We start from the raw sequence: 22,516 nt of genomic DNA, 5'->3' as shown, positions 1-22,516 counted from the left end.
CTCCAGACTTGAATTTCAGAATCGTCGAATGGGCCGCGTGCAGCAAAGCCCATCGCGGCACACACCGAGAGTGATGGGTTTCGCTGCGCTCTGCCCATCTTGGGCATCGTCAATGCGTGCGCAGCTCGCGCTCGCGCTGGATCACTTCAGTGGCGAGCTTGAGATACGCATCGCTGCCGGCGCATTTGAGGTCGTAGACCAGCACCGGCTTGCCGTAGGACGGCGCCTCCGAGATGCGCACATTGCGCGGGATCATGGTGTCGTAGACCTTGTCGCCCATGAACTGGCGGACGTCGGCGACCACCTGGTTGGAGAGGTTGTTGCGCGAGTCGAACATGGTCAGCACGATGCCGTGGATCGACAGGTTCGGATTGAGCGTCGAGCGCACCTGCTCCACGGTCTGCAGCAATTGCGACAGACCTTCGAGCGCGAAGAACTCGCATTGCAGCGGCACCAGGATCGCGTCCGACGCCGCCATCGCATTCACCGTGAGCAGATTGAGCGAGGGCGGGCAGTCGATCAGCACATAGGTGTAGTCGGCTTCCGGCGATACGTTGTTGTTCAATCCTGCGATCGCATCGCGCAGCCGGAACGCGCGGCCCGGCGTGGTGCCGAGCTCCAGCTCGAGGCCGGAAAGATCCATGGTGGAGGCCGCGATGTGGAGCCGCGGCACCGCGGTCGCGACCACCGCGTCGCGCAGCGGCGCTTCGCCGATCAGCACGTCGTAGGTCGAGCAGCTGCGGTTACGGCGATCGATGCCGAGACCGGTCGAGGCGTTGCCCTGCGGATCGAGGTCGACGATCAGGACGCGCTCGCCAATCGCAGCGAGTGCGGTGCCCAGATTGATCGCTGTGGTGGTCTTGCCGACGCCGCCCTTCTGGTTGGCGAGCGACAGGATGCGCGGATGGCCCGGCGCCTGGAGCGCCTTATCCCCTTGATAAACCTCGTCCATCACCGTCATACCAAAATACCATTTACTTTTGCGGAGTCCCCTGGCGCCGCTCGATTGACCCGAGTTCGACGATCCAGCCCTGTCCGCCGGTCCGGCTGGAGTGTAGCTTTGGCTCAATATTCCAATATTTAGTGGCCTCGGTCAATTCGGCCTCTACATCTTGACCCTTCAAAAACAGCGCCTTGGCGCCCTTTTTGACCCACGGCTCCGCAAAGCCGATCAGTTGATGTAACGGAGCCAGCGCCCGCGCGGTGACGCAATCGATCGGGCCCGCGATTCTATCCACAGTATCCCCGATATCAGCCAGATGCACCGTCCCTGGCGAGGCCGTTACTCGAATTGCTTCGCGCAAGAACGCGGCCTTCTTGGCGATTCGCTCGACCAGATGGATCCGCGCGCCTTGTGTCTCGGCCAACGCGCACGCCAGCACGACACCGGGAAAGCCGCCGCCGCTGCCGAGATCGACCCAGGATTTTGCCGAGGGTGCGAGGCTCAGAAGCTGTAACGAATCGGATACATGCCGCGTCCAGAGATTCGGTAGCGTTGAGGGCGCGACGAGATTGGTCTTGGCCTGCCACTCCAGCAGAAGCGCGATGTAGCGATCGAGCCGCGCTTCCGTTTCACGTGAAACAGGCGTCAGCGCAAGCGCCTCGGCCCTATCCTTGGCGGAGACGCTGAGTCCGGCGGATTGCGCGACTGGAGCCATCGGGGAGCAGGGCCGTTTGTCTGACGTAGTGAGAACCGGTGGCGAGCCCGACGCGCGGCGCGTGGGTCGATTCGCCTTCGCAAAAGATAGGCGCTCACCCGTCGCGTTTCACGTGAAACGTCAGGCCGACGCCTTGGCTGATTTCCGCCGCGCCTCACGCCGCAGATACGCCGCCAGGATACCCAGCGCCGCTGGCGTCATGCCATCGATCCGGCCCGCCTGCCCGACCGTCCGCGGCTGCGCCTTCTGCAGCTTGGCGCGGGCTTCGTTCGAAAGCCCGGGCACGTCGGCATAGTCGACATCGGCCAAGACCAGGCCCTCGTCGCGCCGGAAGGCGTCGACGTCGGCGGTCTGGCGCTTCAGATAGACGTCGTATTTAGCATCGATCTCAAGGTGCACGGCGATCGCAGGGTCAATGGCCGACAGTTCCGGCCAGATCGCCTGCACGGCCGGCCACTCGATCTCCGGATAGGCCAGCAGCTCGAAGGCAGATCGGCGATGACCGTCGCGGTTGAGCGCCAGCCCATGCTTGGCGGCTTCGTTCGGCGTGATCGCAAGCGACTTCGCCAAGGTTTTGGCCGCGTCCAGCGCTGCCATCTTGGTCCGGTGACGTTCCGCGCGGGCTGAACCGATGCAACCGAGCGCGATACCCTTGTCGGTGAGGCGCTGGTCGGCATTGTCGGCCCGCAGCGTCAGCCGGTATTCGGCGCGCGAGGTGAACATCCGATAGGGCTCGGTGATCCCGCGGGTCACGAGATCGTCGATCATCACCCCGAGATAGCCATCGGCACGGTCGAACAGGATCGGATCGGCACCACTGGCGGCCAGCGCAGCATTGAGCCCGGCAACGATGCCCTGCCCCGCCGCCTCTTCGTAGCCCGTGGTGCCATTGATCTGGCCGGCCAGGAAAAGCCCGCGCAGGCGCTTGGTCTGCAAGGTCGGATCGAGCTCGCGGGGATCGACGTGGTCGTATTCGATCGCGTAGCCCGGACGAACCATCTTGACCCGCTCGAGCCCGGGGATGCTGGCGAGGATCGCGAGCTGGACCTCTTCGGGAAGCGAGGTCGAGATGCCGTTGGGATAGACCGTGCTGTCGTCGAGCCCTTCCGGCTCCAGAAAGATCTGATGGCCGTCACGATCGCCAAAGCGGACGATCTTGTCCTCGATCGAGGGGCAATAACGCGGTCCGGAGCTCTTGATCTGGCCGGAATACATCGGCGAGCGATGGACGTTGGCCCGGATCACCTCATGGGTCGCCGGTGTGGTCCGGGTGATCCCGCACTGGATCTGCGGGGTCGTAATCCTGTCCGTCATGACCGAAAACGGCTCCGGTGGATCGTCTCCCGGCTGCATTTCGACCGCGGACCAGTCGATCGTCGTGCCGTCGAGGCGTGGCGGCGTTCCGGTCTTGAGCCGGCCGAGCACAAAACCCGCCCGTTCGAACGAGGCTGGCAGGCCCATGGCCGGCGCCTCGCCGACCCGGCCTGCCGGCCAGTTCTTCTCACCAAGATGGATCAGACCGCGCAGGAAGGTGCCGGTCGTGATGACGACCGCGCCGGATGACAGCTGGCGGCCACCGCCCAGGCGAATGCCGGTCACGCGGCCATTGACGACAATCAGCTGATCCGCCTCGCCCTCAATGACGCTGAGGTTCGCGGTTTCGGTGATCGCCGCCTGCATCGCCGCCGCATAGAGCTTGCGGTCGGCCTGGGCCCGAGGTCCACGGACCGCCGGACCCTTGCGGCGATTGAGCATGCGGAACTGAATGCCGCCGGCGTCGGCGACCCGGCCCATCAGTCCGTCCAGTGCGTCAACCTCACGGACCAGATGACCCTTGCCGAGGCCCCCGATCGCGGGATTGCAGGACATCGCGCCGATGGTCGCGAAACGATGGGTCACCAGGGCTGTCTTCGCGCCCATCCGGGCAGCCGCACTCGCGGCCTCGCAGCCGGCATGGCCGCCGCCGATGACGATGACGTCAAATGAGTCTGCCCTGATAGTCATGGCGGGACTTCTATCGTGGAGTGATGAAAGCCGGAAGAACGAAGTTGCGCCGCTGGTCCGAGAACCGGTTCAACAGTCGAGATATCGATTTGCGTCGCTTCGCTCGCAACGATGGGCGCGGAGTTGTTTCACGTGAAACAGGCCGGTCGGGCGGCAGCGATCGTTTCACGTGAAACGGGACGTGGCTTCCTTAACCAAATCGAAACCATGTTTCACGTGAAACAGACAGGGCATGCGCTACTTGCCGACACAGAATTCGCGGAAGATCACGTCCAGGATATCCTCGACATCGACCCGGCCGAGCAAACGTCCGAGTGAGGTGGCCGCACTGCGAAGTTCCTCGGCGGCGAGTTCCTCGCCCTGCCCAACCACCTCGATGCTGCGCCCAAGTGACTCGACAGTCTCCTCAAGTAACCTGCGTTGCCGCGTCCGGCTGATCAAACCGCCCTCGCTGGTCGCGAAATAGTCGTGAGCGAAACCGACCAGCGCGGCGATCAGCTCAGAGAGGCCGTCGCCGCGGGACGCGGAGATCCGGAACTCGGGGTAGCTACCTCCCTCGCCCGGCGGGGTCCTCACCAAGTCGATCTTGTTTCGCACCAGCCAGGTTGGCGTGGCTCCGCCATGCCCGACCTCCGCGCCGCGGCTGTCGGCCAGCCACAGCACGAGATCGGCTTCTGCGGCGCGGGCCCGCGCGCGGCGAACTCCTTCCTGCTCCACCGGGTCGTCGGTCTCGCGAATCCCGGCGGTGTCGATGACCGTGACGGGGTAGCCGTCGAGATCGAGCTGCACCTCGATCACGTCGCGCGTGGTGCCGGCATGCGGCGAGACGATCGCGACCTCGCGCTTGGCAAGCTGATTGATCAGGGTCGATTTGCCGACATTCGGCGGACCTGCGATCGCGACCACGAGGCCGTCGCGCAGCCGCTCGCTCTGCCCCTGCCCTGCAAGCACCTGCCTGATCTCGTCGTGCAACGCTCGGATCTTCTCGAGCGCAGGTGCGACCAGCTCGGCCGGGACATCGCCTTCATCCGAGAAATCGATGCCGGCCTCGATCAGCGCCGACGCCGCGATGATCCGCTCACGCCAGTCGCGCGCGCGATCGCCGAGCAACCCCTTCAGCTGGCGCAGCGCCTGGCGCCGCTGACGGTCAGTGTCGGCGTGGATCAGATCATCGAGACCCTCGGCCTCGGTCAGGTCGAGCTTGCCGTTCTCGAAGGCCCGCCGGGTGAACTCGCCTGGCTCAGCCGGCCGCACATTCTCGAACGCGGCGATGGCATCGAGCAGCGCCGCCAACACCGCGCGCCCGCCATGGACATGAAATTCGGCAACGTCCTCGCCGGTCGCGCTCGCCGGGCCGGGGAACCATAACACGACCGCGTCGTCGATCGGTTGATGGTTTGAATCGCGGATCAACGCACGGGTGGCCATTCGCGGGGCCGGAGTCTTGCCCGCCAGTCCAGCAATGACCGACTCGGCCATTGGGCCAGACAGCCTGACAATGGCGATCGCGCTCGGCGGCCGCCCGGAGGATAATGCGAAGATGGTCTGGTCGCGCGGATGCATCGCCTATTTCTTCCAGCAAATCAGCAAAGGCAATGCCGCTTCGATCTCGCATGCCCCCACGGCATTATGCTGCAACGCAGCATAGCCTTATTTTACTGCGCAGCAGGCGTGCAGCAATTTTGCTGCGGTGCCCCGGCCCGATACGAGGCAGGATATAAATATAAATTATATCAGGCAGTTAGATGAAGGTTCGGCGCGGAAGCTCGACCAATTCATGCTGCACTCCGCTGCAGCAAACCCGCAACATGAAAAAAGGCGCCCCGTTTGTGCGGAGCGCCCTCTTCTGTTCAGCCGTAGGCTCAGGTGTTCATGGAATCGAAGAATTCCGAATTGCTCTTGGTGTTCCGGAGCTTGTCGAGCAGGAAGTCGATCGCGTCCATGGTACCCATCGGATTGAGGATGCGGCGCAGGACATACATCTTCTTCAGCACCTGCGGATCGGTGATCAGCTCCTCCTTGCGGGTGCCGGAGCGGGCGATATCGATCGCCGGGAAGGTCCGCTTGTCCGAGACCTTGCGGTCGAGGATCAGTTCCGAGTTACCGGTGCCCTTGAACTCTTCGAAGATGACTTCGTCCATGCGGCTGCCGGTATCGACCAGCGCGGTCGCGATGATGGTCAGCGAACCGCCCTCCTCGATGTTGCGCGCCGCACCGAAGAAGCGCTTCGGGCGCTGCAGGGCGTTGGCGTCGACACCGCCGGTCAGCACCTTGCCGGATGACGGCACCACGGTGTTGTAGGCGCGGCCGAGGCGCGTGATCGAATCGAGCAGGATCACGACATCGCGGCCGTGCTCGACGAGACGCTTGGCCTTCTCGATCACCATTTCGGCGACCTGGACGTGACGTACGGCGGGTTCGTCGAAGGTCGACGACACCACCTCGCCCTTCACCGAGCGCTGCATGTCGGTGACTTCTTCCGGACGCTCGTCGATCAGAAGCACGATCAGATAGCAGTCGGGATGATTGGCGGTGATCGAGTGCGCGATGTTCTGCATCAGCACCGTCTTGCCGGTGCGCGGCGGCGCCACGATCAGCGCGCGCTGGCCCTTGCCGATCGGCGCGACGATGTCGATGACGCGGGCAGAGAGATCCTTCTTGGTGGAATCCTCAAGCTCCATGCGGAAACGCTGATTGGGAAACAGCGGCGTGAGGTTGTCGAAATTGACCTTGTGCTTGGCCTTCTCGGGATCCTCGAAATTGAGCGTATTGACCTTCAGCAACGCAAAATAGCGCTCACCTTCCTTCGGGCTGCGGATGTGCCCTTCGATGGTGTCGCCGGTGCGCAGGCCGAAGCGGCGGATTTGCGAGGGCGAGACGTAGATGTCATCGGGACCGGGCAGGTAGTTCGCGTCGGGCGAACGAAGGAAGCCGAATCCGTCGGACAGCACCTCCACGACGCCCTCGCCGACAATGTCGGTCTCGGCGGCGGCGAGGTTTTTGAGAATTGCGAACATCAGTTCCTGCTTGCGCATGGTGCTGGCATTCTCGACCCCATTCTCTTCGGCGAACGAGACGAGCTCGGCCGGCGTTTTCGATTTGAGGTCCTGGAGCTTGATTTCCCGCATTGGGGTCGTCCTGTGAGGAAGTAAGTAGGGAAGGGGTGCGAGGTGGCTTGGAAAAAGCGGACGCCAAAGGAAGGTCCGCAGGTCTCAGCCAGGAAAGTGCCGTTTGGGCTTTCAAACCTGATGCGGCGCCGGCCCGAAAAGAACCGAAACGCGACCACATCCGCCTGCGTGGGGTGGGATGAACCCTATATAGAAAATCGATTCGTCCTTCGCAAGAAGGACTGAAGCATGCGTCTTGAGCATCGCGATGTCTAGAACGGCTTCACGACCACCATGATCACGATCAGGATCATCAGAAGCGTCGGCACCTCGTTGATAATGCGGTAGAATTTCTGGGTGCGCTGATTCCGGTCGGCGGCGAAATCCTTTACGCAGCGGGACAAAAAGCCGTGGATACCCGACATAATGAGCACCAGCATAAATTTGACGTGAAACCAGCCCGATAGGTACCAGTGTCCGGCCCAGACCAGATAAAGCCCGGCAAGCCAGGTCACGATCATCGCCGGGTTGATGATCGCCTTCAAAAGCCGCCCCTCCATGACCTTGAAGGTCTCGGACTGCTTCGAGCCAGCTTCGGCTTCGCAATGATAGACGAACAGCCGTGGCAGATAGAGCATGCCCGCCATCCAGGAGATCACGGCAATGATGTGCAGGGCCTTGATCCAGTCATACAACATCGCGGGGATGCCTTTCAGGGAACAGCTCGGGCGGTCTCGGCGTTGCGAGCCAAGCTCTGCTTGCGAGGGACGGATACATATCCGCACACAGGGCTCTCCTAAACCTAATTAATTTTAGAATCTAAGGTTTGAGTCTTAGTGGCGGTGAATTTGACTCACGCAACGCAATCCAGCCGTTCTTGCGGGCTTGTTCACATCCCTCAACATTTCGACCAGCGAGGGCGGATATCCGGAATCTGTCGCTTTACTCAATCGGTTGCGGGCCTCTGTGGCCAGCTTATCAAGAGACAAATCCACACCGGTTCACTATCATCCGCGCCATGACGTCGACTTATCCTTTTCGGCGGTGCTGTGAAGAAGGGGACGCGATATACAGGGGCCTGGCGGCGGACCCGGATTCTTCTCCTCGACCTCCACAGGGATTCACAGGATAGACAGGGGCTTCGGTGCCGACGACCTCCAATTATTTCCACCTGCATCTGGTGTCCGATTCGACCGGCGAGACGCTGATCACCGTGGCGCGCGCGGTCGCTGCGCAATACGCCAACGTGACCGCGGTCGAGCATGTCTATCCGTTGGTACGGAGCCAGAAGCAGCTCGATCGTGTGCTCGACGAGATCGAGGAATCGCCCGGCATTGTCCTGTTCACGCTGCTCGAGAAGGATCTGGTCGGCCGGCTCGAGGGCAAGTGCAAGGAAATCAACGTGCCGAGCCTGTCGATCATCGGGCCGGTGATGCAGCTGTTCGAGGCGTATCTGGGCGCCGCGACGACCGGACGCGTCGGTGCGCAGCATGTGCTGAACGCGGAATATTTCAGCCGGATCGACGCGCTGAACTACACGATGATCCATGACGATGGCCAGCATGTCGAAGGCCTCGAGGAGGCTGACGTCGTCCTGGTCGGCGTATCCCGCACATCGAAGACCCCGACCTCGATCTATCTCGCCAACCGCGGCATAAGAACCGCCAATGTGCCGCTGGTGCCGGGCATCCCGTTGCCGCACCAGCTCGAGACCCTGAAGAAGCCATTGGTGGTCAGCCTGCATGCGACGCCGGAACGCCTGATCCAGGTCCGGCAGAACCGCCTGCTCACTATGGGCGACCGCGACAACGACACCTATATCGACAAGCAGGCGGTGGCCGACGAAGTCGCGTTTGCACGGCGGCTGAGTGCGAAATACAACTGGGCATTGCTCGACGTGACGCGTCGCTCGATCGAGGAAACGGCGGCTGCGATCATGAAGCTCTACAACGACCGCCAGCGCGCGCGGCCGTCGGAGTAGCGGCGAAATCATGAGCATCTGGCGTGGCCCGCAGAAACTGATCCTTGCCTCGCAAAGCCGTGCGCGAAGGATGCTGCTCGAGAATGCCGGGCTCGAATTCGAGGCGCTGCCGGCCGATATCGATGAACGCGCGGTGCAGAAAAATTCTGGCCTTTCGGCCCCGGCCGATATCGCATCGCTCCTGGCGCGCGAGAAGGCGCTGTTCATATCGAGGCAGAAGCCGGGTCGATATGTCGTCGGCGCCGACCAGACGCTGGCGCTGGGAGAGCGGATGTTCAGCAAGCCTGCCGGCCGCGCCCAAGCTGCCGAGCAACTCGGCCTGCTCGCCGGACAGACGCACGCGCTGCATTCAGCCGTCTCGGTGGCGCGCGATGGTAAAGTCCTGTTCGACGACGTGAGCGTGGCCCGGATGACGATGCGGCGGCTCGCGGCCGACGAGATCGAAGCCTATCTCGACCAGGCCGGGGAGGCGGTGACGACCAGCGTCGGCGCCTACCAGCTCGAGGGCCTCGGCGTGCATCTGTTCGAGCGGATCGAAGGCGACCATTTCACCATCCTCGGCCTGCCGCTATTGTCGCTGCTCGCGTTCCTGCGCCGTGAGAAGTTGCTTGCGGTGTGAACGCCTGAGACGCATGCCACGAAGACATACTGAAACGATGTTGATGCGATGCTGATTCTTGGACTGACCGGCTCGATCGGGATGGGGAAATCCACCACGGCCAAGCTCTTCATGGAGGCCGGCGTACCGGTTTACGACGCCGATGCGGCCGTGCATCAGCTCTATGAAGGCGAAGCGGCACCGGCGATCGAGGCGGCCTTTCCCGGCACCACTGCGAACGGCAAGGTCGACCGCGCCAAGCTGTCGGCACGCGTGGTGCAGGACCCGGTAGCGATCAAACAGCTCGAGCAGATCGTGCATCCGATGCTCGGTACGTCGCGCCAGAAATTCTTCGCCGACGCAGAGGCCGCCGGCGCACCTATCGTCGTGCTCGATATCCCGCTGCTGTTCGAGACCGGCGGCGAGAAACGCGTCGATGCCGTCGTCGTCGTCACCACATCGCCGGAACTGCAGCGCGAGCGCGTGCTGGCGCGCGGCACCATGGATGCCGCCAAGCTCGATGCCATCATCGCCAAGCAGATGCCGGACGCCGAGAAGCGCAAGCGCGCGGATTTCATCGTGGATACCTCGCACGGACTTGACCCGGTGCGGGCGCGGATCCGCGACATTCTGGCCGAGGTTGCTAAGATGCCGGAGCGGCGAACCTGATTCGCCCCGCTGTTCCGGATTCCCTTACGTCATGCGCGAAATAGTTCTCGATACCGAAACCACCGGCCTCGATCCGCTGCGCGGCGACCGGCTGGTCGAGATCGGTTGCGTCGAGATCTTCAACCGCATGCCGACCGGGCAGACCTACCACGTCTATATCAACCCCGAACGCGACATGCCGGCGGAGGCCTTCGCCGTGCACGGGCTGTCGACCGAGTTCCTGGCCTCCAAGCCGCTGTTCACTGAAGTGGTCGACGAGTTCCTGGCCTTCATCGGCGATACGCCGCTGGTGATCCACAACGCGTCGTTCGACATCAGCTTCATCAACGCCGAGCTCGACCGCATCAAGCGGAAGGCGATCCCGAAAGACCGGCTGGTCGATACGCTGCTGCTGGCGCGACGCAAGCATCCTGGTGTGTCGAACCGGCTCGACGATCTCTGCTCGCGCTATCAGATCGACAATTCCCGCCGCACCAAGCACGGCGCCTTGCTCGACGCCGAGCTGCTGGCCGAGGTCTACATCGACCTGATCGGGGCGCGGCAGTCGCAGCTCATCCTGGCGTCGGAAAATTCGGATGCGCGCAGCGGAAGCTATGGCGATACGCCGCGGCGGCAGCGAGAAACCGCGCTGGTTGCGCGGGTCAGCGACGCGGATCGCGAAGCCCACCGGGCGTTCGTCGCGACGCTCGGCGACAAGCCGATCTGGAACGACTATCTGCCGCCGCCGGCACCTGCTGCAGCACCGGCGGCTTGATTCAAGATTAATGTTTCCCCTCATCCCGAGGAGCCGCGAAGCGGCGTCTCGAAGGATGAATCGGCCACGATCGGCGCCCGTCGATCCTTCGAGACGCCCGCAAGCGCGGGCTCCTCAGGGTGACGGGAGCCAAACGATCGAACTTTCGGGATCAGCTCGGCTTGACGCCGGAAGCGGCCTGGGCGGCTGCCTGCCGCTCCATGTTCTGACGGTAGAGGCCGACGAAATCGACCGGGTCGAGCAGCAAAGGCGGGAAGCCGCCATCGCGGACCGAGGTCGCGACGATCTCGCGCGCGAACGGGAACAGCAGCCGCGGGCACTCGATCATGACCAGCGGGTGCAAATTCTCCTTCGGCACGTTCACGATCCGGAAGACACCGGCATAGGCGAGGTCGAAGCTGAACATCACCTTGCCGGCCGACTCGGCCTTGCCCTCGATCGAGAGGATCACCTCGAACTCGTTTTCCGACAGGTTGTTGGCGGAGACGTTGATCTGGATGTTGATCGCCGGCTGCTGTTGCTGCTGGCCGAGCGAGGCCGGCGCATTCGGGTTCTCAAACGACAGGTCCTTGGTGTACTGCGCCAGCACGTTGAGCTGGGGGGCGGGCTGTTCGACGGGGGCGCCGTTGCCATTGGTCATGAAAATGTCTCCTGGAGCGGCGCTCGGGACAGGATGTCCGACGGCACGCGTTAAGGTTTGGAAATGCCGATGCCGGCGAGTGGCTATCATAGGCCCGGCTCGGTCCACAAGGACGACGAGCGCCTGCATCCAGGCGGGCCTGCGGCCAAATCTTCCGCAACGGGTTTGCGAACGCAACTCCGCCCAATCCCTTAACGGCTTCCTAAATTATTGAAGATACGCGATTTCCGGGACGGAACGGGTTTCCCCCCGGGGCCGAAACGCGCTACACTTGCCCGTGCCAAAAAGCGCCATTGGCCGGGCATAGTTTCGTGCCTACATGCAGCGGACTCAATCGGTGATGTAATCTCTGCCGTTCCCGACCGGGAACGCTTTGATGCCCGGACCCGTTGCCGGCAGAGAGCAGAAAGCGAACTCGACGTGGATATCTACACCATCATCTTCCTGGCGCTGGCCGTATTTATCTTCCTACGTCTGCGCAGCGTTCTCGGACAGCGCACAGGAAGCGAGCGGCCGCCGTATGATCGTGCAGCACCCAACGTCCTGCAGCGCGGCCAGGATAACAACGTCGTGCCGATCCCGGGATCGGTGATCGATCAGCCGGCCCCGGCTGCGCCCGCCGATCCGGTCGAGCCGACCGAACGCTGGAAGGGCATCGCCGAGCCCGGCACGCCGCTGGCGCAAGGTCTCGACGCGGTTGTCGCCCAGGATTCCTCGTTCGATCCGCGGCATTTCCTCTCGGGCGCCCGCTCGGCCTATGAAATGATCGTGCTGGCCTTCGCCAATGGCGATCGCCGCGCGCTGCGCGACCTGCTGTCTGCCGAGGTCTATGAGAGCTTCGAGGCCGCGATCAAGGATCGCGAGAAGCACGAGCAGAAGACCGAAACGCGGTTCGTGTCGATCGACAAGGCCGAGATCGTCGGCGCCGAGACGCGCGATCGCTCGACCCAGCTGACCGTCCGCTTCGTGTCGCAGATGATCTCGGTCACGCGCGACAAGGCGGGGACCATCGTCGACGGCAGCCCGGACAAGGTCGCCGACATCACCGACATCTGGACATTCGCCCGCGACTCGACTTCCCGCGATCCGAATTGGAAGCTGGTTGGCACTGGAAGCGCTCACTAAACATCTCAGCTACGGGCGCCTCGCGATCGCGTGCTGCGCGCTCGCGGTTGTGTGCTCCACCGCGGCGATCGCCGCACGCTACAGGTCGAGCCGGCACGCCGCGCCGCGACTCCAGCAGTCCCACCCGATCCCTTATCCCGATCTGGAATTGCCGCTGCAGGTCAGCGGCAGCCAGTATGAGCCGCTGGCCTGGGCCGATGTCACCGGCTGGAGCGAGGACGATCATCTCGCGGCCTACCGAGCATTTCGCACCAGCTGCAAGCCGATCGCGGCCCAGCAGGGCGCGCCCGCGGAGTCGAAGGCGCTCGGCAGCTCGCTGCGCGATCCCTGCCGGATCGCGAAGGGACTCGATCTCGCCGGTGGCGCGAAAGCGAAGGAGTTCTTCGAGGAGAACTTTGTGCCGCTGCGTATCTCGCGGCTCGGCGAGGGCGCCGGCTTCGTCACCGGCTATTACGAGCCGGTGCTCGATGGCTCGCGGACCCAGACCGACGTCTACAATGTTCCGGTTTATCGCCGGCCGTCCAACCTGTTCGTGCGCGGCAAGACGCAGGCGTCCGTCGGCCTGCCCAACAGCGGTCCGGTGTATCGCAAGATCGGCCGGCGCAAGCTCGTGCCCTACTACGACCGCGGCCAGATCGAGGACGGTGCGATCGCCGGCCGTGGGCTGGAGATCGCCTGGCTGAAGAGCCAGACCGACCTGTTGTTCGCCCAGATCCAGGGCTCGGCGCGGATCAAGTTCGAGGACGGCACCACGCTCCGCATCAATTACGATGCGCATAATGGCTATCCCTATACGCCGGTCGGGCGCGTCCTGATCGACCGCGGCATCATCCCGAAGGATCAGATGTCGATGCAGAAGATCAGGGAGTGGATGGAGCAGAACCCCGACGGCGCCAAGGAGCTGCGGCGGCAGAACCGCGCCTACGTGTTCTTCCGCGAAGTGCCGCTGTCCGACAAGGACGAGGCGGTCGGTGCGCAGGGCGTGCCGCTGACGCCGGGCCGCTCGATCGCGGTCGACAAGGCGCTGCATGTCTACGGCACGCCGTTCTTCATCGCCGGCGAACTGCCGATCGAATCCGAGCAATCCAGGACGCCGTTCCACCGGCTGATGATCGCGCAGGACACCGGGTCGGCCATCGTCGGCCCGGCGCGCGCCGATCTCTATTTCGGCGCCGGCGCTGATGCCGGCAAGGTCTCGGGCCGGCTGCGCCACAACATGCAGTTCGTGATGCTGGTGCCGAAGGGGCTCGATCCCGTCGCGCGCGGCCACAAGCTGCCGATCCCTGACGAGCGGCCGTCGGCCAGGATCGCAAAACTGTTTCCGCAGACCGATCCGCCGAAGGAAAAGGCGGCGGCGAAGCCTGCGGATGCGACCACGGCGACCGTTGCCAAGGCCGGGACAAGGGCTGGGACGAAAGACGCCGGCAACGGCGCCGCCAGGAACCCGTCCGTGAGCCCCCCTGCAAAGGATGCTCCGCCCGCTGCGTCCGGGACGACGGCCCCTGTCGCGCAGGCCGCTCCTGTGGCAGAACCGGTGCCGTTGCCGGTCGCCCGGCCCGACATTCCGCAGCAACCGGAGAAGCGGCGCTATAGGCGCACTCGCCATCACCGCGATCAATGAAACGACCCGCGCCGATCCTCGATCTGTCCGCTCCGTCGCGGCGCAAGCGTGCGCTGAGCGAGGAGGAGCGTGCGCTCTGGGAGAGCGTGGCCAAGCAGGTCAAGCCGCTGCGCAAGAAGCCGGCCGCACCGAAAGCCCACGCCGTCGCCGCTGACCCGCCCGCGCATCACGCCGCAGCCAAGCCCATTCCGGTCAAGCCGGTGACGTCGGCCAAGGCGGCGCCGGCGCCGCGTCCGCCTGTGCCGCCGCTGGCGCCGATCGGCCGCCGCGAGCGCGCAAAACTGTCACGCGGCCGACAGGAGATCGATGCGCGGCTCGATCTGCACGGCATGACGCAGATGCGCGCGCATCGCGTGTTGTTCACCTTCCTGCAGCGTGCGCACAGCGACGGGCTTACCTTCGTGCTGGTCATCACCGGCAAGGGCAAAGTCGGTGGCCTCGAGTCCGAACGCGGCGTGTTGCGCCGGCAGGTGCCGGAATGGCTCAGCCTGCCGGAATTCCGCTCGCTGGTCGTCGGCTTCGAGGAAGCGCATATCGGCCATGGCGGCGAGGGCGCGCTCTATGTGCGGGTCCGTCGCGCGAGATCCTGAGATCAGAAAGGGCGGACGATCCCGACGCGCGGGATCAGCGTGACGATCCAGCCCAAGACTGTGGTCTTGCGATCGTCTGAATCGATCGGCGCTACGTCCTTCGAGGCCGGCAGCATCTTCACCGCGTGCAGCATCAGGAACATGCAGACCGCCCAGTTCGAGATCCAGCGCGAATAGTCGAACACGGTCACGAACATCACGAAATAGCCGGCGCTGATCATGATGAGCGCGGCGAACACGATCCGCCGATGCAACTCATGCGCCAGCGCGCCGATCAGCCGCGCAAAATAGCGCCACAGCGGCACATGCAGCCAGATCAGCAGCGCAAATACCGGGACGCCCAGGATGTTAGAGGGCATCCGGGCCCAGGTGTCGGCGAACTCCTTCGACAGCGGCTGGTACCAGATGTAGCCGAACTGCAGCAGGTCGGTCCGCGACGGATCGGCCATCCGGCTCTGCAGGTGACGGATGAATTCGTCATAGGGCACCTCGACCGTGCCGGCGAATTGCGCGACCAGGAACAGGATGCCGACCGCGGCGAGCGCCACGAGGCCGATGGCGATGTTTCGCGGCGTCGCCCGCTGCGTCAGGTAGAAGCGCAGCACCACGATCCCCGCGATCGTCGGCACATACATCAAGACGAAGATGTGATGGACCAGGATCAGCAATATCGAGATCAGCGCTGCAATCACCACGTACATCACGGAGCGCGCCGGGATCAGCAGCAGCACGATCGTCAGCGCACAGCCGTAGATGTCGAAATGGCCGAGCGTGTGCATGAAGTTCTTCAGGAAAAACGGCGATCCCGCAATGAAGACGAACAGCGGCCAATGCGCATCGCGGAAGCCGAATGTGCGATGAAAAAGCCTGACGAACAGCCCGAACGTCACCAGCCAGATCGCGCCGGCCAGCGCGAACACCAGCCACACCGGCACCTTGTCGGTGAAGACAGACACGATCGCGCCGATCAGCGCGCGCTTGGTGAAGCCGTAGTGATAGTCGACCAGGAGATGGATGTAGGGGACGAAGGGCGGCAGTGCGATCTTGTGCAGGAACACCCCGACCAGCACGGCCACGTTGACGGCCAGCATCAAGCGCCAGGGGTTTTGCGCTACCCGCAGATTCATAGATTATCCACCACGTCGTCCCGGCCTAGTGCGCAATTGCGCACGGGGCCGGGACCCATAACCACCGAAGTCAGTTCTTAGACGGGATAGCGGCCCGAGTCTTGGCTCAATGCAAGCAGCAGTGGGTTATGGGCCCCGGCCTGCGCCGGGGCGACGATGGCTGCGCCGCCTACAAAATAAACCGGCTCAGATCGGCGTTCTTGGCGAGGTCGCCGACATGCTTGGTCACGTAATCGGCGTCGACCTGGATGGTCTCGCCGTGCCGATCGGGGGCGGTGAACGAGATCTCGTCGAGCACCCGCTCCATCACGGTCTGCAGCCGCCGCGCGCCGATGTTCTCGACCGTGGAATTGACCGCGACCGCAACGTCGGCCAGCGCGTCGATCGCGCTGTCGGTGACGTCGAGCGTGACGCCCTCGGTCTTCAGCAGCGCGACATATTGCTTGATCAGCGACGCTTCCGGCTCGGTCAGGATCCGGCGCATGTCGTCGCGGGTCAGCGCCTGCAGCTCGACGCGGATCGGCAGCCGGCCCTGCAGTTCGGGCAGCAGGTCCGAGGGCTTGGCAATATGGAAGGCGCCCGAGGCGATGAACAGGATGTGGTCGGTCTTGACCGCGCCGTGCTTGGTCGAGACCGTGGTGCCCTCGATCAGTGGCAGCAGGTCGCGCTGCACACCCTCGCGGGAAACGTCGCCGCCGGCGCGGTTCTCGCGCACGCAGATCTTGTCGATCTCGTCGAGGAACACGATGCCGTTGTTCTCGACGGCGTTGATCGCCTCCTGCACCACTTGATCGGTGTCGAGCAGCTTGTCGGATTCCTCGTTGACGAGGATCTCGTGCGAGCCTTCCACCGTCAGGCGGCGGGTCTTGCTGCGTCCGCCCATCTTGCCGAAGATATCGCCGAGCGAGATCGCGCCCATCTGGGCGCCGGGCATGCCGGGGATTTCGAACATCGGCATGCCGCTGCTGCCCGACTGGGTCTCGATCTCGATCTCCTTGTCGTTGAGCTCGCCGGCACGCAGCTTCTTGCGGAACGATTCGCGCGTCGCCGGGCTCGATCCGGGGCCGACCAGCGCATCCAGCACGCGCTCCTCCGCGGCGAGCTGGGCACGGGCCTGGACGTCCTTGCGCTTGCGCTCGCGGGTCTGCGAAATCGCCACCTCGACGAGGTCCCGGACGATCTGCTCGACGTCGCGGCCGACATAGCCGACCTCGGTAAATTTCGTGGCCTCGACCTTGAGGAACGGCGCGCCCGCGAGCTTGGCCAGCCGTCGCGCGATCTCGGTCTTGCCGACGCCGGTCGGCCCGATCATCAGGATGTTCTTGGGCAGAACCTCCTCGCGCAGGGAACCGGCAAGCTGCAGCCGCCGCCAGCGGTTGCGCAGCGCGATCGATACCGCGCGCTTGGCATCGGCCTGGCCGACGATGAAACGGTCAAGTTCAGAAACGATTTCGCGGGGGGAGAAGTCGGTCATTGGCTCTAGCTAGGTTGAAGGAATGGTCTCGGCAAGCGCCGTTCCGCGCCTGGGTCATTTGTCGCGGATCATCAGCAGTGCAGGCCCGTCGGGCGTATCGACCGCTCCGGCCTCCCGAAAACCCGCTTTTTCATAGGCGCGTACGGCCCGCGCATTCGCCGGATCGGGATCGGTGACGATGCGTGGCGCGCCGTTAGCCAGCCGGTCGTCGACAAAGGCTCGGATTAGCGCCGAGCCATGGCCACCTGCCATCATGTCGGGCGCACCGATGAAGAGATCGATGCCGCGGGTGCCTTCCGGCTGCTTGCCGAACCCGGAATTCCATGCCGTCAGGTCGTAGCACTGGATGTAGCCGAAATCGTTGCCCTCGGCGGCAACGATGAACTGGTCCATCGCAGGCTCCTCAAGGTCGCCGCTGACCAGCGCGTATTGCTCGGCCGGATCGCCCCACCACTGGCGGACATGCGGCAGCGCCAGCCACTGCCTGATTTGCGGCAGGTCGGCCGTCGTCATTGGGCGGAAGCGATAGGCGACGGCCATGCTCAGCCGCCGATCGTCTCGATCGTCACGTTGCGGTTGGTGTAGACGCAGATATCGGCGGCGATATCCAGGGCGCGGCGCACGATGGTCTCGGCGTCCTTGTCGGTGTCGACCAGCGCGCGGGCCGCGGCGAGGGCATAATTGCCGCCGGAGCCGATCGCCATGACCCCGGATTCCGGCTCCAGCACGTCGCCGGTACCGGTCAGCACCAGGGAAACGTCCTTGTCGGCCACGATCATCATGGCCTCCAGCCGGCGCAGATAACGGTCGGTCCGCCAGTCCTTGGCGAGCTCGACGGCCGCCCGGGTCAATTGCCCCGGATATTGCTCCAGCTTGCTTTCGAGCCGTTCGAACAGCGTGAAGGCGTCGGCGGTGGCGCCGGCAAAGCCTCCGATCACGTCGCCCTTGCCGATCCGCCGGACCTTCTTGGCATTGGCCTTGATCACAGTCTGGCCGATCGAGACCTGCCCGTCGCCGCCGATCACCACCTTGCCGCCCTTGCGGACCGTACAGATCGTGGTGCCATGCCAGACCGGCAGCTCATTTTGGGATGCTTGCATAGGTTACCTCTCTTCCCGGGCAGATTTAGGCGGTCGGGCAGAGGGTTACAATCGGGCGAAAAGCAGCGTTTTCGAGCGAAGTGGGCACCGGTTCGCGTGAAGAAAACGCGGTATGACAAGACGGCAAGGAATTTGGGTCACCATGGCCCGAAGTTAGGGCGTTTCGGGGTCATCCCGCAGTAGCGAAGGTGACATCAGCCTGTTAAAAGACCGGCGTTTTCGGCACGGGAAAGCTTAATCTTCATGCGCACGGCAACCATCAAGCGCAAGACCAAGGAGACCGACATCGAGGTGACGGTCAACCTCGACGGAGCAGGCGTATCCACGGTTTCGACCGGGATCGGCTTCTTCGACCATATGCTCGACCTCCTGGCCCGGCATTCGCGCATCGACATCACGGTGAAGGCGGATGGCGACCTCCATGTCGATTACCACCACACCACCGAAGACGTCGGGATCGCGCTCGGGCAGGCCGTGAAGCAGGCGCTCGGCAACATGGCCGGCATCACCCGCTACGCCTCGATCCACATGCCGATGGACGAGACGCTGTCGCGCGTCGTGATCGACATTTCCGGCCGCCCGGTGCTGGTGTTCAAGGTCGAGTTCCCGCGTGATAAGATCGGCGAGTTCGATACCGAGCTGGTGCGCGAATGGTTCAACGCCTTCGCGATGAACGCCGGTGTGACTCTCCACGTCGAGACCCTATATGGCGAGAACAGCCATCATATCTCCGAATCCTGCTTCAAGGGTTTGGCGAGGGCGCTGCGGACGGCGGTTGCGATCGATCCGCGTGCCCAGGGCGAAGTGCCCTCGACCAAGGGTCAGCTCGGCGGCTGACCCCGGGAGCATGATCCGGACACGGTGGCACCCGTTCTCCCGGAGATCATGCTGTAAGTAAAAGTCCATCCTCGGCGGAGCGTTCGATGCCGGTCTATACAGTGCATGCCCCCGTGGCCAGCGGCGCCGATGTCGCGGCGGCCGACAAGTTCGTTTTCGTGCGCGACGGCTTCCATTTCTGGGCCGCGGTCGCCGGCGCGATCTGGCTGGTCTGGCATCGGCTCTGGCTGGCGCTGATCGGCTGGCTGGTGCTGACTTTCGCGATCGATTTTGCGCTGACCAAGCTCGGGATCGGCCGCGGCGCGATCTTGCTCGTCGACCTGGTGTTGATGGTGCTGATCGGGCTGGAGGCCCCGACCTTGCAACGCTGGACGCTGTCGCGGCGCAAATGGCGCCAGCTCGACATCGTCGTGGCCGACAACAAGGACGCCGCCGAGCGCCGCTTCTTCGAACGCTGGATCGCGCGGCATCGCGGCGCCTTCAATGACCAGCGGTCCGTCGATCGCGGTGGGCCGCCGCCGACCCGGGACGTGCCCGGCCAATCTTTCTCAAAACCCCCGCCGATGCCGCAGGGCGGCATCATCGGATTGTTTCCAGAGCCAGGAGGATCGCGATGACCGTTGCAATCATCGATTATGGCTCCGGCAATCTGCATTCGGCGGCAAAGGCCTTCGAGCGCGCGGCGCGCAGCATGGAGGATCCGCAAGCCATCAAGGTGACGCGCGATCCCGACGCGGTGTATCGCGCCGATCGCATCGTGCTGCCCGGCGTCGGCGCGTTCGCCGATTGCCGCCGCGGCGTCGACGCGGTCGACGGCATGCTGGAAGCGCTGACCGAGGCGGTGCGGGTCAAGGCGCGGCCGTTCTTCGGCATCTGCGTCGGCATGCAGCTGATGGCGACGCGTGGCAAGGAGCACGTCATCACCGAGGGCTTCAACTGGATCGGCGGCGATGTCGTGAAGATCGAGCCGCGCGACGAGAGCCTGAAGGTCCCGCACATGGGCTGGAACACGCTCGATATGGTGCGCGAGCATCCGGTGCTGGAGCGGCTGCCGCTCGGGCCGAAGGGGCGCCACGCCTATTTCGTGCACTCCTATCACCTCAACGCCGCCAACGAGGCCGACGTGCTGGCGCGCGCCGACTATGGCGGGCCGGTGACCGCGATCGTCGGCAAGGACACCGCTGTTGGCACCCAGTTTCACCCCGAGAAGAGCCAGCGCTTCGGCCTCGCTCTGATCTCCAATTTCTTGAAGTGGAAGCCGTGATCCTTTTTCCAGCGGTCGATCTGAAGAACGGCCAGTGCGTGCGCCTCGAGCAAGGCGACATGGCGCGCGCCACCGTGTTCAATCTCGATCCGGCGGCGCAGGCCAGGAGCTTCGCCGCGCAGGGTTTCGAATATCTCCACGTCGTTGATCTCGACGGCGCCTTCGCCGGCAAGCCGATGAATGCGCATGCGGTGGAGGCGATGCTGAAGGCCGTCACCATGCCGGTGCAGCTCGGCGGCGGCATCCGCGACCTCAAGACCATCGAAGCCTGGCTCGACAAGGGCATCACGCGCGTCATCATCGGCACCGCTGCCGTGCGCGATCCCGAACTGGTGAAGGGCGCGGCGAAGCAGTTTCCCGGCCGCGTCGCGGTGGGCCTCGATGCGCGCGACGGCAAGGTCGCGGTCGAGGGCTGGGCCGAGACCTCGCATGTGACCGCGCTTGAGATCGCGCAGCGCTTCGAGGACGCCGGCGTCGCCGCGATCATCTTCACCGACATCGCCCGCGACGGCCTGCTCAAGGGTCTCAACCTCGATGCCACGATCGGCCTCGCCGACCGCATCTCGATCCCGGTGATCGCCTCCGGCGGTTTCGCCTCGATCGACGACGTCAAGGCGCTGCTGGAGCCGCGCGCCAAGAAGCTCGCCGGCGCCATCGTCGGCCGTGCGCTTTATGACGGACGGCTCGATCCGGCCGCCGCGCTCAAGCTGATCCGCAGCGCGGTTTAGGAGTTAGAGACATGTTCAAGGTTCGCGTGATCCCCTGTCTCGACGTCAAGGACGGCCGCGTGGTCAAGGGCGTCAATTTCGTCGACCTGCGCGACGCCGGCGATCCGGTCGAGGCCGCGATCGCCTATGACGCCGCCGGCGCCGACGAGCTCACCTTCCTCGACATCACCGCCACCCATGAAAACCGCGGCATCATGCTGGATGTGGTGCGGCGGACGGCGGAGGCCTGCTTCATGCCGCTGACGGTCGGCGGCGGCGTCCGCACCGTCGACGACATCAAGATCCTGCTGCGGTCCGGCGCCGACAAGGTCTCGATCAATTCGGCGGCGGTCAGCCGCCGCGAGTTCGTCAAGGAAGCGGCCGAGAAGTACGGCGAGCAGTGCATCGTGGTCGCGATCGATGCCAAGCGGGTCAAGCGCGCCGGCGGCTCCGACCGCTGGGAGATCTTCACCCATGGTGGACGGAATGCCACCGGGATCGACGCCATCGAATATGCCCAGGAGGTCGTCTCGCTCGGCGCCGGCGAGATCCTGCTGACCTCGATGGACCGCGACGGCACGCGGCAGGGCTTTGACCTGCCGCTGACCCGGGCGATCGCGGACAGTGTCCCCGTACCGGTCATCGCGTCCGGCGGCGTCGGCAATCTCGATCACCTGGTCGACGGAGTCCGCGAGGGTCATGCCACCGGCGTGCTGGCGGCGTCGATCTTCCACTTCGGGGAATTTACCATCCGCCAGGCCAAGGATCACATGGTGCGCGCCGGCCTGCCGATGCGCCTCGATCCTTAAGCCTTGATCTCCAGCGCTGGCGCGTGATTTGGGACTCCTTGTCACAAAAATGCTAAGCCCCCACCTAGGGGATGGCACCTTGGCGGTGCCGGTGCGCATGCTTGAGTTGAGTTGATGTCGCGTTTCACGGTCCACGATCTGGCCGCCACCATCGACGCCCGCGCTGCAACGGGCGGCGAGGCGTCCTATACCCGCAAGCTGCTCGACAAGGGCGCGGAGCATTGTGCCAAGAAGTTGGGCGAGGAGGCGGTCGAGACCGTGATCGCTGCGGTCGAGAACAACCGCGACCACCTCATCGCCGAAAGTGCCGATCTCGTGTTTCACCTGCTGGTTCTGTTGAAGTCACGCGGCGTGAGGCTGGAGGATGTCGAGGCCGCGCTTCAGAAGCGCACCGCGATGTCGGGACTGGAAGAGAAGGCGTCGCGCAAGCGCGACTAGCGCACATGATCGA

The 22,516-nt window shown here is 64.1% G+C and carries 25 protein-coding genes; 14 read left to right on the top strand and 11 right to left on the bottom strand.

Translation table 11 applies throughout. From position 1 onward, the window contains the following. Positions 1-109: 109 nt before the first annotated feature. The 4 genes from AKN83_RS36020 to mnmE all read right to left on the bottom strand — a co-directional run bounded on the left by AKN83_RS36020 (position 110) and on the right by mnmE (position 5,168). Positions 110-961 carry a ParA family protein gene (locus tag AKN83_RS36020; protein WP_050401295.1) on the bottom strand — a complete coding sequence of 284 codons (852 nt, stop codon included), beginning with the start codon at positions 959-961 and terminating at the stop codon, positions 110-112. 13 nt (positions 962-974) lie between these two features. Next, the gene (gene rsmG / locus AKN83_RS36015) at positions 975-1,658 is read right to left on the bottom strand and encodes a 16S rRNA (guanine(527)-N(7))-methyltransferase RsmG (RefSeq protein ID WP_050401294.1); all 684 of its coding nucleotides are present in this window, start codon (positions 1,656-1,658) and stop codon (positions 975-977) included. 120 nt (positions 1,659-1,778) lie between these two features. After that, on the bottom strand, positions 1,779-3,662 hold the full coding sequence (gene mnmG / locus AKN83_RS36010) for a tRNA uridine-5-carboxymethylaminomethyl(34) synthesis enzyme MnmG (RefSeq protein ID WP_050401293.1): 1,884 nt from the start codon (positions 3,660-3,662) through the stop codon (positions 1,779-1,781). 237 nt (positions 3,663-3,899) lie between these two features. After that, positions 3,900-5,168 carry a tRNA uridine-5-carboxymethylaminomethyl(34) synthesis GTPase MnmE gene (gene mnmE, locus AKN83_RS36005; RefSeq protein ID WP_244522228.1) on the bottom strand — a complete coding sequence of 423 codons (1,269 nt, stop codon included), beginning with the start codon at positions 5,166-5,168 and terminating at the stop codon, positions 3,900-3,902. Between mnmE and AKN83_RS41590 the strand changes: the two genes are divergently transcribed. Continuing rightward, a complete protein-coding gene (locus tag AKN83_RS41590; RefSeq protein WP_244522229.1) occupies positions 5,125-5,310 on the top strand; it encodes a hypothetical protein in 186 nt (61 codons plus the stop codon). The genes mnmE and AKN83_RS41590 overlap by 44 nt on opposite strands. 214 nt (positions 5,311-5,524) lie before the next feature. Here the strand turns inward: AKN83_RS41590 and rho are convergent, their stop codons facing one another. Both rho and hemJ read right to left on the bottom strand, forming a co-directional pair. Next, positions 5,525-6,790, bottom strand: a complete 1,266-nt coding sequence (rho, locus tag AKN83_RS36000) for a transcription termination factor Rho (RefSeq protein WP_028341998.1) — start codon at positions 6,788-6,790, stop codon at positions 5,525-5,527. A 251-nt stretch (positions 6,791-7,041) separates the two neighbouring features. Further along, the gene (hemJ, locus tag AKN83_RS35995) at positions 7,042-7,464 is read right to left on the bottom strand and encodes a protoporphyrinogen oxidase HemJ (protein WP_050401345.1); all 423 of its coding nucleotides are present in this window, start codon (positions 7,462-7,464) and stop codon (positions 7,042-7,044) included. A 449-nt stretch (positions 7,465-7,913) separates the two neighbouring features. Here hemJ and AKN83_RS35990 point away from each other — a divergent pair, with 449 nt between their 5' ends. The 4 genes from AKN83_RS35990 to dnaQ are packed head-to-tail and all read left to right on the top strand — an operon-like array spanning position 7,914 to position 10,771. Beyond that, complete coding sequence (locus tag AKN83_RS35990) at positions 7,914-8,750, top strand: pyruvate, water dikinase regulatory protein (protein ID WP_050401291.1); 837 nt, start codon at positions 7,914-7,916, stop codon at positions 8,748-8,750. 10 nt (positions 8,751-8,760) lie between these two features. Then, a complete protein-coding gene (locus tag AKN83_RS35985) occupies positions 8,761-9,369 on the top strand; it encodes a Maf family protein (protein WP_050401290.1) in 609 nt (202 codons plus the stop codon). A 48-nt stretch (positions 9,370-9,417) separates the two neighbouring features. Further along, entirely contained in the window at positions 9,418-10,017 is a 600-nt protein-coding gene (coaE, locus tag AKN83_RS35980; RefSeq protein ID WP_050401289.1) for a dephospho-CoA kinase, read from the top strand. 31 nt (positions 10,018-10,048) lie between these two features. After that, the gene (gene dnaQ / locus AKN83_RS35975) at positions 10,049-10,771 is read left to right on the top strand and encodes a DNA polymerase III subunit epsilon (protein WP_050401288.1); all 723 of its coding nucleotides are present in this window, start codon (positions 10,049-10,051) and stop codon (positions 10,769-10,771) included. 151 nt (positions 10,772-10,922) lie between these two features. Here dnaQ and secB read toward each other — a convergent pair whose 3' ends face one another. Then, positions 10,923-11,411 carry a protein-export chaperone SecB gene (gene secB / locus AKN83_RS35970; protein WP_050401287.1) on the bottom strand — a complete coding sequence of 163 codons (489 nt, stop codon included), beginning with the start codon at positions 11,409-11,411 and terminating at the stop codon, positions 10,923-10,925. Positions 11,412-11,831: 420 nt separating this feature from the next. On the opposite strand from secB, the gene AKN83_RS35965 reads away from it, so the two are divergent. From AKN83_RS35965 to AKN83_RS35955, 3 genes are read left to right on the top strand one after another with little or no spacing between them, the layout of a single operon-like run. Further along, positions 11,832-12,536, top strand: coding sequence for a Tim44/TimA family putative adaptor protein (locus AKN83_RS35965; protein WP_050401286.1), 705 nt, complete (start codon positions 11,832-11,834; stop codon positions 12,534-12,536). Further along, positions 12,514-14,157 carry a murein transglycosylase A gene (mltA, locus tag AKN83_RS35960; RefSeq protein ID WP_050401285.1) on the top strand — a complete coding sequence of 548 codons (1,644 nt, stop codon included), beginning with the start codon at positions 12,514-12,516 and terminating at the stop codon, positions 14,155-14,157. Before AKN83_RS35965 ends, mltA begins: the two co-directional genes overlap by 23 nt. Continuing rightward, positions 14,154-14,747, top strand: a complete 594-nt coding sequence (locus AKN83_RS35955) for a Smr/MutS family protein (RefSeq protein ID WP_050401284.1) — start codon at positions 14,154-14,156, stop codon at positions 14,745-14,747. The genes mltA and AKN83_RS35955 overlap by 4 nt, the downstream gene beginning before the upstream one ends. Before the next feature lie 2 nt (positions 14,748-14,749). Here the strand turns inward: AKN83_RS35955 and AKN83_RS35950 are convergent, their stop codons facing one another. The 4 genes from AKN83_RS35950 to hslV all read right to left on the bottom strand — a co-directional run bounded on the left by AKN83_RS35950 (position 14,750) and on the right by hslV (position 18,448). Further along, positions 14,750-15,874, bottom strand: coding sequence for a hypothetical protein (locus tag AKN83_RS35950; protein ID WP_050401283.1), 1,125 nt, complete (start codon positions 15,872-15,874; stop codon positions 14,750-14,752). A 169-nt stretch (positions 15,875-16,043) separates the two neighbouring features. Next, on the bottom strand, positions 16,044-17,348 hold the full coding sequence (gene hslU, locus AKN83_RS35945; protein WP_050401282.1) for an ATP-dependent protease ATPase subunit HslU: 1,305 nt from the start codon (positions 17,346-17,348) through the stop codon (positions 16,044-16,046). Positions 17,349-17,402: 54 nt separating this feature from the next. After that, positions 17,403-17,888, bottom strand: a complete 486-nt coding sequence (locus AKN83_RS35940) for a GNAT family N-acetyltransferase (protein ID WP_050401281.1) — start codon at positions 17,886-17,888, stop codon at positions 17,403-17,405. A 2-nt stretch (positions 17,889-17,890) separates the two neighbouring features. Further along, complete coding sequence (gene hslV, locus AKN83_RS35935; protein ID WP_024583062.1) at positions 17,891-18,448, bottom strand: ATP-dependent protease subunit HslV; 558 nt, start codon at positions 18,446-18,448, stop codon at positions 17,891-17,893. 243 nt (positions 18,449-18,691) lie between these two features. Here hslV and hisB point away from each other — a divergent pair, with 243 nt between their 5' ends. The 6 genes from hisB to AKN83_RS35905 all read left to right on the top strand — a co-directional run bounded on the left by hisB (position 18,692) and on the right by AKN83_RS35905 (position 22,503). Then, a complete protein-coding gene (gene hisB / locus AKN83_RS35930; protein ID WP_021078165.1) occupies positions 18,692-19,285 on the top strand; it encodes an imidazoleglycerol-phosphate dehydratase HisB in 594 nt (197 codons plus the stop codon). Between the two features lie 86 nt (positions 19,286-19,371). Beyond that, positions 19,372-19,902: a DUF2628 domain-containing protein gene (locus AKN83_RS35925; protein WP_050401280.1), complete on the top strand. Its 531-nt coding sequence runs from the start codon at positions 19,372-19,374 to the stop codon at positions 19,900-19,902. Beyond that, on the top strand, positions 19,899-20,549 hold the full coding sequence (hisH, locus tag AKN83_RS35920; protein ID WP_050401279.1) for an imidazole glycerol phosphate synthase subunit HisH: 651 nt from the start codon (positions 19,899-19,901) through the stop codon (positions 20,547-20,549). The genes AKN83_RS35925 and hisH overlap by 4 nt, the downstream gene beginning before the upstream one ends. Continuing rightward, the gene (gene hisA, locus AKN83_RS35915; protein ID WP_050401344.1) at positions 20,546-21,277 is read left to right on the top strand and encodes a 1-(5-phosphoribosyl)-5-[(5-phosphoribosylamino)methylideneamino]imidazole-4-carboxamide isomerase; all 732 of its coding nucleotides are present in this window, start codon (positions 20,546-20,548) and stop codon (positions 21,275-21,277) included. The genes hisH and hisA overlap by 4 nt, the downstream gene beginning before the upstream one ends. Positions 21,278-21,288: 11 nt before the next feature. Beyond that, positions 21,289-22,065 carry an imidazole glycerol phosphate synthase subunit HisF gene (gene hisF, locus AKN83_RS35910; protein WP_050401278.1) on the top strand — a complete coding sequence of 259 codons (777 nt, stop codon included), beginning with the start codon at positions 21,289-21,291 and terminating at the stop codon, positions 22,063-22,065. Between the two features lie 114 nt (positions 22,066-22,179). Beyond that, positions 22,180-22,503: a phosphoribosyl-ATP diphosphatase gene (locus AKN83_RS35905; RefSeq protein WP_050401277.1), complete on the top strand. Its 324-nt coding sequence runs from the start codon at positions 22,180-22,182 to the stop codon at positions 22,501-22,503. Positions 22,504-22,516: the final 13 nt, after the last annotated feature.

The sequence above is a fragment of the Bradyrhizobium embrapense genome (assembly GCF_001189235.2).
Lineage (GTDB): Bacteria > Pseudomonadota > Alphaproteobacteria > Rhizobiales > Xanthobacteraceae > Bradyrhizobium > Bradyrhizobium embrapense.
The sequence above is the reverse complement of the archived record's forward strand: the minus strand, read 5'-3'. Positions and strand labels throughout refer to the sequence as shown.